We start from the raw sequence: 12,031 nt of genomic DNA on the forward strand, positions 1-12,031 counted from the left end.
CTTACCTTCCTTTTATTTTCCCTATTTTCCAAAATTATATACCTTTTCTGAGTAAATTTTCCCAGTCACTCATCGAAAAGTATAGAAACAATTTCTCTTCCCTGCTAAACTAAGATATAGAATATCCACTTCAGACAGGGAGGAAAAGATATGGATGCATCCGCATGGACAAAAGAGGATTTATTAAAAATACTGCATAATGCGGACACCGGCCTGTTGGTAAGCGTCCCCGATGAAGACCGGTTCGTGGAAGTCAACGCTCCTGTTTTATCGAATCTCGGATATACACGGGAGGAATTTCTGTCCCTTCCGCTCTCTGATCTCTTCGATACACTCCCCCTCGAAAAGCAGGAAAAGGTACTTTATAAGAAAAACGGGGAAGAACTTCTCGTCGAAATCGTCAGCTGCTCCCTCACTCTTTCGGATGCCAGCCTCTACACGCTCACGACAGTCAAAGATATTACGAAAAACAGAGAAATAAAATACCGTCTCAAGCATAAGGATCAGCAGTTCAAATCTCTTTACCTGTACAACCCGGATACCATCTTCTCCCTGGATATGAACGGAAGATATACGAATATCAACCCTTCCGGTGTAGAGCTGTTCGGATATGCTCCCGAAAAAATCAAAGGTTCCTCCTATCTGGATTTTCTTACGGAAGAAGCCGGGAAAGCGACCCTTCCCCATTTCGAAAAGGTTACTAGCGGGGAAACGGTACGATTCGAAACCGTCCTCATCTCCCGGGATGAAGCCAGACATATTATGGATGTTACCGCCGTTCCTCTGATTATCGACAACGTCATTACAGGAGTCATCGGTATCGCGAGAGACATGACAGTGAAAAAAGCCACGGAACGACTTCTGACCGAAAGCGAGCAGCGCTACCGCTCTCTGTTCGAACATAACACGGATGCAGTGATGACATTTGACACAGACGGTACATTCATCCATGCGAATGCAAGTACGGAAGAACTTTCCGGCATGCCGATTGAACAGCTGAGAGGTAAATCGTTTTTACCTTTTATATCCGAAGACGTTCGGGATGAGACGAGAAAACATTTTTTCTCCTCCCTTCAGGGGCAGCCCTACCAATATGAAACGCACCTCACTAAGTTAGATGGAGAGAAGCTGTATCTGCATATATCACTCGTGCCTATTTACATCGATGGAAGCATTACGGGTATCCACTGTGTGGCCAAAAACATAACCGAGCTGAAAAAGCTTAATAAAAAGATGAACCACCTCGCCTATCACGACACGCTCACCGGGCTTCCGAACCAGCGTTTTTTCCACGAAACCATCGAACAGAAACTTGCGTCGGGGGAGAATTTCGCCCTTTTCTTCCTGGATCTCGACCGTTTTAAATTCATTAATGATTATATGGGTCACCATATGGGAGATGAGCTGTTGAAGCAAGTCTCCCGCCGCCTGCTGCGGATTGTCGGCTCCCGGGGTAATGTGTTCAGGTATGGAGGCGACGAGTTTCTGATCATCCTGCCGCAAGTCGATATGGAAGAGGCGGGAGAAATAGCTGCCGGTATCATTTCGGAAATGGAGCGAAGCTATGACCTGAACGGATATGAGGCACTGGTGACAGTGAGCATAGGTATCAGCATGTCGCCGGAGCACAGCAGTACGACCGCCGCACTCATCCGCCAGGCGGATAACGCTATGTATCATGCGAAAAACCTCGGCAAAAACACTTATCAGGTTTACAACAGTCAGGTTCAAAAGCGGAAGACGGACCTTAAAACAGAGTCCCACCTTTACAAAGCACTCGGAAACCGGGAATTTTTTCTCGTTTATCAGCCGCAGTTCGAAAAAGACAGCAGCCATTTAATCGGTATAGAGGCACTGCTCCGGTGGAGAAATAAAGACCTCGGTCTCGTCTCCCCATCCGAATTTATCACGATTGCCGAAGAAACAGGTCTGATCGTACCTATCGGGGAATGGGCGATCAGGGAAGCCTGCCAACAGGCAAAAGCCTGGCAGGACGAAGGGTACCCGCCTGTAAAAATTTCCGTCAACCTGTCCATGCGGCAGTTCTACCATAACGATTTAGTCGAAATGGTAGCACAAGTCCTTCAGGAGACCGGGCTGCCTGAAAAATATCTGGAACTGGAAATTACAGAGTCCATGGCAATACATGCGGAAGAGGCCACCGACATTTTAAACAGACTGAGCGGTCTCGGGGTTAAAATCTCCATCGACGACTTCGGAACAGGGTACAGTTCCCTCAGTTATTTAAAACGGTTCCCTATCCACCAGCTCAAAATCGACAAATCGTTCATTAAAGATATAGGGATCGACCGGGAAAACAATGATATCATCACTACCATCATTTCCCTTGCCGACAGCCTGAATCTTGAAGTTATTGCAGAAGGTGTGGAAACAGCCCGCCAGCTGGATTTCCTCAGAAGAAACGGATGCGATAAGTACCAGGGGTATTATTTTGCAAAACCTATGGGACCGGAACAAATCGTCTCCCACTTCAATTCGAAACTTTTTCACAAATAATGCGTACTCCATAAACAAAAACAGCCGGAACTTTTCCAGACAGCTACTGCTGCCAAGGAAGTCCCGGCTGTTTTTTTCTTCCGTCATACACTATCCCTTATAGAACAGTACCGTAAAGTACGGAGCGCCTTTGTCATCGACTGCCACACCGATTCCGACTTCTTCGTACGCAGGATTGAGAATGTTGTCGCGATGACCTTTGGAATCCATCAGTCCTTCGTGGGCGTAAACGGCGTTGCTCTGCCCGTAAGCGAGGTTCTCCCCGATGATCCGGAAAGATACCCCGGCTTCCCTGGCTCTGTCCGCCGGCCCCTGTCCTTCCGGATTAGTGTGAGAGAAGTAATCACGCTCCGTCATATCCGTGCTGTGAGCCTCTGCTACAGGGACCAGTTCCTCTCTCCAGCTGAGCGGCTCCAGTCCCCTCGCCGTACGGTCTCTGTTGATAAGTCCGAACATAACTTCCGCCTGGTCTTCCCCGACCCAGTTCTGTTCATTCGCGTAGTAGCTGTTCATATTCGCAGTAACGGTTTTGGGAACGATATAAATGGCCTTGATGACGTTCCCTTCATGACGGTCGTAAAAGACCGTCACTTCCTTATTGTTCCGTTCGTACACGTCATAGTTTTCAGCCGGAGACCGCACACTCGTCATACCCCGTCTGACCGCATCCGCCGGTTCACCCCAGGCTTTTTCTGCAGTGGCGCTTTCCTCGCCAATGGTTATTCCGTCGTAGCTCTCCCCTTCTTTTCCCAGATAGCGGCCGGTGCTGTCTTTATTGGCGAAAGAAAAATTCCCCGACGTCGTCCCTTTCAATATCCACGGGGTTCCGTAAATGCTTTGTACCGTCTGCTCCCCGGCTGTTGCCGAAGACTCTTCCCCGGAGGTGACCTTCTCTTCCTCCTCTCCCGGAGAAACAGGAGCCGGATCGATCACCTGACCGCTTTCCAAGTTTTCGAACTTCTCCATGAATGAATCCATTTCCTTCTTCACGGTATCCCATTCGGAATCCAGAGTAGTGACGACCCACGTTCCGAGGAACAGGAGTGCCAGTAACGCGACTGCCTTCTTCATCCGCTTCAGTCTCCTTCTTGTTCATTTATTTTTAAGACCCATCAGCCGATAATAATAATAACTACCTTTATATACTCACCCGTTTTTTTCTTTTACTGAGACTGCTGTTTCCCTAATTTTATCACTGAGAAGACGTGCTGACACTTAATTGAAACCGGAGTTTCCGCATTCACCCGTGAATCGGAGGTTCGAAATGCTTTTGACAGGCTTGAACAAAGAAGTATATAGTTAAAGTAAATTCTTGTTAAGGAGACCCCTATGACAAATAATGAACCGGATTTCATCGTTGAATCGAAGCGCTTATGTGAAGCAGCCGGGATGGACCCGAACGAGATCCCGCGTCCTGATACCATATTGACCAGTTCCGAGCTGGAAGCCAAGAGAGAAGAGTATGATGAAATATTATCCGTCGTCAGTTTCTTTTCGAATAAACTGCTGGACTCCCTTAAAGGAACGCCCATCCTTGTAGGGGTAGCCGATGCCGAAGGGTACCTTTTGAAAGTGGAAGGGGATGAAACGATCCGCTCCACAATCGAGCAGTTCGGCATATTTCCGGGCAGCCTCTTTCGCCAGGAAGATACCGGAACGAACGTGATCAGCCTCTCTCTTGATCAGCAACACCCCATCAGCCTCATAGGAAAAAGTCACTACCACACGTTCCTGCACAGCACCGCCTGTTACGGGACCGCTTTCCGCTATACCGATAATAATAATCTGCTCGGCAGTCTGTCGATCATGATGCCGATCGAATACAGAAACCCTTTATTCCTGACAATGCTCTCGCAGGTCGTGGACTCCATTGAAAGGGAACTGCTGCTCAGGAAACAGAACAAAAAACTGAATATTATGAACCAGATCATGCTGAGCCGTACAAGAAACGGCATAGTTGTCACGGATGAGAACGGTATCACTACCGAGTTCAACGATTTCGCCCAAAAGATATCAGGAACAGATAAAGATGACGTCCTCGGCCGCAACATCCGGGAATCCCCGATCACCGGTTCCTATTTCGAAGAACTTCTCGAACAGGAGAAAAGCTTTTCCAACGAAATACTGAAATTCACGGACGAAAACGGGGACCGCGTCATCTGCCTTTTCGACGCCCAGCCTATTTACGAAGGAGAGAAGCTGGCCGGCGCTTTCGGTCAGTTCCGTGATATCACCGAGCGCTACAACCTTCAGGAGAAATTTAACTACCTGGCCTACCATGATGACCTTACCGGACTTCCGAACCGCCGCTATGTGAACATTGAGACAAAAAGGGCCATCGAAGAAATTCAGAGCGGGGAAAGCAGCAGTCTTGCTTTACTGTTCATAGACCTCGACCGTTTTAAAATCATCAACGACAATTTCGGTCATACGTGCGGAGACCATCTTCTTATTGAAGTGAGCAAGCATTTGAAAAAGTACCTCGGTGAAAACGACATTCTTGCCCGGATGGGCGGAGATGAATTCGTTCTGTTACTCCAAAATTTCGAAGACGAGGACTACGTGACCCGAAAAGCCGAAGAAGTACTCCAGGAATTCCGCCATCCTTTTCAGGTGGACGATGAGTATTTATATACAACCGCAAGTATCGGAGTCGTCTACTATCCGGAAGAGTACGTCTCTCTGGAAACGTTCATGGTTTACGCCGACAATGCCATGTACCAGGCGAAACTGGACGGGAAAGACCGGTACTTCGTTTACTCCTCCTATTCCCTTGAGAACATGATGGAAGAATTCCGGCTCGAAGCCGACTTACGGGAAGCGCTGGAGAAAAATGAATTCGTTCTGCACTACCAGCCCCAGATCAATAACACTACCGGTGAAGTGGTGGGGGTCGAAGCACTTATACGGTGGCAGCATCCGGAATTCGGTCTGATTTCTCCCGGTTCCTTTATCCATCTTGCCGAAAAGAATGGTCTCATAACGAGAATCGGAGAATGGGTTATCGAGGAAGCGTGCCTTCAGAATAAGAAGTGGCAGGAGGCGGGAGGCAGACCGGTAAAAGTTTCCGTCAACATGTCCACCCAGCAGTTCCTTACGAAAAATACAATTAACCTCGTCCAGGACGTTCTGGAACGGACGGGGTTAGCTCCGGAGTATCTCGTCCTCGAAGTTACGGAGTATATGGCGATGGAATACGACAGCTCTTTTCTCGTACTCGAAAAACTGAGAGAAATCGGTGTAGGAATCAGCATCGACGACTTCGGTACCGGATACAGTTCCCTGAACTACCTGAAAAAGTTCCGGATCGACTACATTAAAATAGACAAATCCTTCGTTAATGAAATCCTTCACGACGAGAACGATGCGATTATCGTGAATGCTATCATCAGTCTTGCCCACAACCTCGGTATGCAGGTCATCGCCGAAGGGGTAGAAACGAGCGAACAGCTCGACTTCCTCATCCGCCAGAACTGTGACGTGACCCAGGGGTTCTATTTCAGTAAACCGCTCACCGCTGATGATATCGAAAAATCCTACATCCGCCCACAGGCACCACAGGAGGGGAATTAATAATGAAGAAACTCGCTTCTATACTGACCGACCATTTCGTCCACTGGGGGATCACACACGTCTTCGGGATACCGGGGAAAGCCATCTCTCCCATCCTTTTCGAACTGTTGAACACCGACATCGAATTCGTTCTGAGCAAGCATGAAGGAGCAGCGGGCTTCGAAGCGGCCGGGTACGCAATGATGAAAGATACTCCGGGAGTGGCTATCGGCACGTCCGGACCCGGCGGGACGAACCTTCTTACCGCAGCCGGGCAGGCTAAAGCTTTCCATACTCCGCTGCTCATCATTACCGGACACCCTTCCATGAAGGACACCGGCAAAGGTCAGGGACAGGATTCCAGTATGTTCGGCACCGATCTGTGCCGCATGTTTGAACCCGTGACGAAATTCAGCGTAAGAGTAGAACATGCGGAACGTCTGGCTCCGCTTCTGGCCCACGCCCTTGAAAAAGCAGTTACCGGAGTACAGGGACCCGTGCACCTGTCAATTCCTTTCGATATACTTCTCGAAGAAGCGGAACCGTTTCTTCTCGATATTCCCGACCGGACTCCCGTCATCTCCCCCGAGATATACAACCTCCCCCCTCTCCTGGAAGAAGCCGAAAAACCGGTGCTTTTTCTCGGAAAAGGGGTTCATGCAAGCAGGAGCTATGAAGAAGTGAGAGAGGTTGCCGAACGCTGGCAGATTCCGGTCATCACCACTCCAGGCGGGAAAGGATGTTTCCGTTCGGACCATCCCCTCTCCCTCGGAGGATTCGGGCTCGGCGGTACAGAGGAAGCAGCAGCCTATCTGAAACAGAAAACGGACCTGATGCTGGTACTCGGAACGAGACTGAGCGACATGAGCATCCCCGGATTCACCGAAGACATGACGCCGAAACGCCTCTTTCATTTCGATCATGACCCTACATTCATCGGCAAGTCCCTGAATTCAGAGACGACAGCCGTACTCGGGGATTTAAAAGCGAACCTTCAGTCGCTTATCGCCGCAGCACCGCCGGGTAATAAAGACCCACGCCCCCTCCCTCCAGCCGGACATCCGGCTGTTGCAGATACAGAACTGATGTCGGCGGTCACGGTCATCGAAGCGATGCGGGATTCTCTGCCGGATGAAGCTGTGCTGTTCGGAGATGACGGGAGCCATTCCTTTTACGGCATCCGCCACTTCGATGTGCGGCAGCCGGGCACCTACTTCTTCGACGATATTTTCGGAGCGATGGGTAACGGTATCGGTTATTCCATCGGCGCTTCTCTCGCCACTCCCGATAAAACGGTCGCATGTCTGACGGGGGACGGGTGCATGTTCATGCATGGCACCGAAATCTCCACTGCCTACAACTACAATGCGCCCGTGTTGTTCATTATGATGAATAATGGACGTCTCGACATGGTCGAAAAAGGTATGAGAAAAATGATCGGGACCTCGATCGGCGGAGTATACGACACCCCTCTTGACGGGGCAGCTTTCGCCCGCTCTATGGGACTGGAAGCTCATACGTGCTATAATAAAAAAGAGGTGGAGGAAGCGATTCGAACTTCCCTTCAGACGATGAAAGAAACGAATAAACCGGTAGTCATCGATGCAATTGTCGACGGTAATGAAATACCGCCGACCATGGGGAGGCAGTAATGATGGAGAACAGCAGGTATGAAGCTGGACAGAAAGTGATGGAAGAACTTTTTTCGGAACAGGTGAGGCAGGATATGAAAGGCATGAAAGACGTCTCCCCCGACCTCTGGGACATGATCGTATCCTTCGGTTTCGGAGACCTTTATTCCCGGAAGGCCCTTTCTCTTTCGCAACGGGAAATTGTAACGATTACCTCGCTTATTACCCAGGGTGCTTTCGATCAGCTGAAAGTCCACCTGGAGGCGGCGCTGAACGTCGGTCTCTCCCGGGAGGAGATAACTGAAATCATTATCCAATGTACCGGCTACGTCGGTTTTCCGAAAGCCGTACAGGCTATGCAGATAGCAGCGGAAGTGTTTCAGGAGAATTCGGAATACAGTTCCAGATGAAACCAAAAGAAGAAGAAGGCGCGCAGATGCGCCTTCTTCTTCTTTTTTGGTTATCCGGAGGAAAATGTTATCCCCAACTACTTCAAATTTACGGGAAGTCCTCACTCCTGCCGGATCCGCGTTTTTACCGAACCGAAAAGATAGAGAGCCCCGGTCAGCCAGAAGATGCTTGAAATGCTGATGAACTGGGCTACGCCTCCGAACAACAGAGGCGAAGTGACCTGGACGAAGCGGTTTGCCGTAATACGTACGCCGAGACCCTGGCTGACGACATCTTTCGGCAGGGAATGAAGGGCGGTCGATATGGAAAGGGGCTGCCCGAGCCCTACCCCCAATCCGAGAATAAAAGCGATAATTCCTATGATATAGACGGAATTGAACACCGGCACAAGAAGGAACATGACTCCGGAACCGAGAATGGAAGTGAGCACAACCGTATTTCTTGAAAAACGTGCCAGAAAAAAAGTCATTCCCCAACGAATGAGCAGACCGGCCAGAGCGTTGGCCGATACGATAAGACCGATTTCAGTACCGGAAAGACCGATTTCCACCCCGAGAAGCGGGAAGAAAGAGGTGAACGCATCTTTTCCCGTGAGCACCATCGTACTAATATATATAGCGCGACGGAAGTTCACGATACCGACAAGTTCTCCCATCGACGCATTCCGTTTCGCATCCTCTTCTCCCGGTTCATTTTCCGGTTCTTTCGTGAGTCGGAACGTCATCGCCACGGCTATCATTCCGATGATACTGAGAAGAAGGAAAGCTGTCGGCGTTCCGAAACCGTCCGCCACGCTTCCGCCTATCGCCGGACCGAGAAATGTTCCTGTCGCAGCTCCGATACTGAACTTCATGACATGATGATCCCGTTTCGTTCCGTCCCGCGACTGACCTACATAACTCTGGGCCGAAATGATGAAAGCAGTGTGAAAGGCCCCGGCTATCACCTGGGATACGATGAGCCCGGTGAGGGAAGTCCAGAAGAATGGCAGACTGAGCGCAGCCATCGTCAGTGCAGCACTGAGAAGCAGTGGCCCTTTACTTCCATGGAAGTTTATAAATCGACCGATCGGTACGGATAAAAACAGAGGGAGCAGCGGGAAAAGGGAAATGATCAGCCCGATCTGAAACGAAGTGGCTCCCAGTTCGTTTCCGAGAATCGACACGAGCGGCCTGGTTCCCATACCGGCTGTCATAAAAAATATAGAAATAATAGAAAGCAGGGTGTAATCACGTTCCGTTATTTCTTTCAAAATCAACCTCTCCTCTACTCACCGCAGATACCCCTATTTTACCCTCGACCTTCCGTTCTTTCCAGTATCCGGAACTTTCCACTTCCTGTTTGACTACCGTCTATGGGAAAAGAAGTCGATTAAAAACTTGTAGAACGTCTCCTCCGTAGGCAGAAGGGGGCGCTCTTTTGATTTGACGATTCCGATCGACCTGGTGACGGCCGGGTTTTTGAGGGGGATTTTGACAGCGTTCCTCGGCATGCCGTCCACCAGCGTCACTTCCGGTATGAAAGAAACACCGAGACCTGCCGACACCATGCCCTTGATCGTTTCAATATCTTCCCCTTCAAAGGAAACGTCAGGCGCGAACCCGCCTTTATGGCAAGCTTCCATAATCAGATCCCGCAAAATATATCCTTCCGGAAACGTGACGAATTCTTCGTTTCTTAAACTGTTGATTTCAATTTCCTCCTCCTCTTGAGCCAGGGGATGACTCGAAGGCAGAAGAGCTACTACTTTCTCCGTAAACAGGGTTTCCCCCTCCACTCTCTCGTCCTCCGGCAGGGGAGCGAGGAGAGCCATGTTCACCTGACCCTTCACAACCATATTGATCAATTCGTAATAAGAACCCTGGCTCAGCCGGAATTTCACTTCCGGATACTCTTCCCTGAAAGCGGAAACTACCTCCGGCATAATATAGGTAGCAATACTTGAAGGAAACCCTATATGGACAGTCCCTGTTTTCGGACTCTGAAACTCCCGTATTTCCCTCTCCGCCTGATGAAACAGGACACGAATCCTGTCCATATGTTCATAAAACATTTTACCGGCATGAGTCAGTATGACATTTCTCCCCCGGCGATAAAAAAGCTCGACCCCGAGTTCCTGTTCCAGGTTATAAATCTGGCGGCTCACGGCCGACTGGGAAATATCGAGAGACAGAGCGGCGTCTGTAACGTGCTCCAATTCCGCTACTTTCATGAAATAACGAAGCTGTTTTAATTCCACACTGAACCCTCCTTTATCTAAATTATCGAAAAACTTCATGATTCCAATCTAATAATTAGATTGGTTTTATTAAAAATAAATTGTAAAATAGATAACACTCAAATACAACTGTAACGATCGTACTTTCACTTATAGAAAATGTCAGAGAGGAGCACGTAATTTTATGCCAACAACCCAACAATATATAACGAAACCACAAAAAGACAAGGCGACCAAATATGTTTCCGAGGTTCTTCAGACTGTAAAAGAAAGAAACCCTCATGAGCCCGAGTTCCATCAGGCTGTAAAGGAGACCCTTCATTCCCTTATTCCCCTTCTTGAAGAAAATCCGGAGTATATCAATAACGGAATCCTCGAACGTCTCGTAGAACCCGAGAGAATGATTAGCTTTCAGGTGCCCTGGACGGATGACACCGGTGCCGTTCGCGTTAACCGCGGATTCCGGGTCCAATTCAACAGCGCAATCGGCCCCTACAAAGGCGGGCTCCGTTTTCACCCGACCGTAAATTCAAGCATTATTAAATTTCTCGGCTTTGAACAGATTTTCAAGAACTCTCTTACCGGCCAGCCGATCGGCGGCGGGAAAGGCGGCTCGGACTTTGATCCGAAAGGAAAGTCCGACCGTGAAATTATGCGTTTCGTCCAGAGTTTCATGACTGAACTTTCCAACCATATCGGCCCTGACACGGACGTACCTGCCGGAGACATCGGAGTCGGGCCCCGGGAGATAGGCTATATGTTCGGACAATACAAAAAGATGCGCGGAGCTTTTGAAGCCGGCGTACTGACCGGAAAAAGTCCACAATTCGGAGGCAGTCTTGTGCGTACCGAAGCTACGGGATACGGTACTGTCTACTTCGTTAAAGAAATGCTCGCAACGCGTGGTCTTTCTTTCCGTGGAAAAACAGTTGTCGTTTCAGGATCCGGGAACGTCTCCTGTTTTGCGATGGAAAAAGCCGATGAACTTGGAGGCAACGTTGTAGCCTGCAGTGATTCTTCAGGGTATATCTATGACGAAGACGGAATTGATATTGAAACGGTAAAACGTTTGAAAATCGATGAAGGAGAAAGGATATCCAAGTATGTGGAAGAACACCCGGATGCCCGCTACTTCGATAACTGTCCGGACATCTGGTCCGTCCCCTGTGACATAGCTTTACCGTGTGCTACGCAAAATGAGCTCAGTGAAGAAGCTGCACGTATCCTTGTCGCAAACGGACTGCTCGCCGTCGGAGAAGGAGCGAATATGCCATGCGACGCTGAAGCGATCGATTTCTTCCAGGAGAACGACGTTCTTTTTGCTCCGGCAAAAGCGGCCAATGCCGGAGGAGTTGCAGTATCTTCTTTGGAAATGGCCCAAAACAGTGCGCGTCTCTCCTGGTCCTTCGAGGAAGTGGATGAGCAATTGAAAGCGATTATGAAAGATATTCACGATCGTTCCCAGGAAGCTGCGGAAGAATGCGGAAAGCCCGGAGATCTTATAGCAGGAGCGAATATTGCCGGCTTCAAAAGAGTGGCCGGTGCAATGCTCATGCAGGGTATATAATAGACACAGAGTCTGGGACAAAACCAGTAAATATTAGTAAAAAAGGGCGTCCCTTCCAATGACTTTCATTGCAAGGGACGCCCTTTCTCTATGGATGTTTCTGTACGTTTATACACAAAAAGAGATCCCTCTGCT

General features: G+C 49.2%; 8 protein-coding genes. 5 read left to right on the plus strand and 3 right to left on the minus strand.

Features of this window, described 5'->3' with window-relative positions:
• Positions 1–150: 150 nt before the first annotated feature.
• Positions 151–2,517: a sensor domain-containing protein gene (locus CKW00_RS07940; RefSeq protein ID WP_095822128.1), complete on the plus strand. Its 2,367-nt coding sequence runs from the start codon at positions 151–153 to the stop codon at positions 2,515–2,517.
• A gap of 90 nt (positions 2,518–2,607) precedes the next feature.
• Here CKW00_RS07940 and CKW00_RS07945 read toward each other — a convergent pair whose 3' ends face one another.
• Entirely contained in the window at positions 2,608–3,588 is a 981-nt protein-coding gene (locus tag CKW00_RS07945; RefSeq protein ID WP_095822129.1) for a CAP domain-containing protein, read from the minus strand.
• Positions 3,589–3,846: 258 nt separating this feature from the next.
• Here CKW00_RS07945 and CKW00_RS07950 point away from each other — a divergent pair, with 258 nt between their 5' ends.
• Genes CKW00_RS07950 through CKW00_RS07960 form a run of 3 tightly spaced genes read left to right on the plus strand, consistent with a single transcriptional unit; the run spans position 3,847 to position 8,110 of the window.
• Positions 3,847–6,090, plus strand: coding sequence for an EAL domain-containing protein (locus tag CKW00_RS07950; protein ID WP_095822130.1), 2,244 nt, complete (start codon positions 3,847–3,849; stop codon positions 6,088–6,090).
• 2 nt (positions 6,091–6,092) lie between these two features.
• Positions 6,093–7,721, plus strand: coding sequence for a thiamine pyrophosphate-binding protein (locus CKW00_RS07955; RefSeq protein WP_095822131.1), 1,629 nt, complete (start codon positions 6,093–6,095; stop codon positions 7,719–7,721).
• A 2-nt stretch (positions 7,722–7,723) separates the two neighbouring features.
• Positions 7,724–8,110 carry a carboxymuconolactone decarboxylase family protein gene (locus CKW00_RS07960; protein WP_233129743.1) on the plus strand — a complete coding sequence of 129 codons (387 nt, stop codon included), beginning with the start codon at positions 7,724–7,726 and terminating at the stop codon, positions 8,108–8,110.
• Between the two features lie 101 nt (positions 8,111–8,211).
• On the opposite strand, the gene CKW00_RS07965 is transcribed toward CKW00_RS07960, so the two are convergent.
• Both CKW00_RS07965 and CKW00_RS07970 read right to left on the minus strand, forming a co-directional pair.
• On the minus strand, positions 8,212–9,363 hold the full coding sequence (locus CKW00_RS07965; protein WP_095822133.1) for an MFS transporter: 1,152 nt from the start codon (positions 9,361–9,363) through the stop codon (positions 8,212–8,214).
• A gap of 93 nt (positions 9,364–9,456) precedes the next feature.
• A complete protein-coding gene (locus CKW00_RS07970) occupies positions 9,457–10,350 on the minus strand; it encodes a LysR family transcriptional regulator (protein ID WP_095822134.1) in 894 nt (297 codons plus the stop codon).
• A 163-nt stretch (positions 10,351–10,513) separates the two neighbouring features.
• Here CKW00_RS07970 and gdhA point away from each other — a divergent pair, with 163 nt between their 5' ends.
• Positions 10,514–11,896: an NADP-specific glutamate dehydrogenase gene (gene gdhA / locus CKW00_RS07975; protein WP_095822135.1), complete on the plus strand. Its 1,383-nt coding sequence runs from the start codon at positions 10,514–10,516 to the stop codon at positions 11,894–11,896.
• The last annotated feature ends 135 nt before the right edge of the window (positions 11,897–12,031 follow it).

The organism is Salimicrobium humidisoli (genome assembly GCF_002295105.1).
In the GTDB taxonomy this organism is placed as follows: Bacteria; Bacillota; Bacilli; order Bacillales; family Halobacillaceae; genus Salimicrobium; species Salimicrobium humidisoli.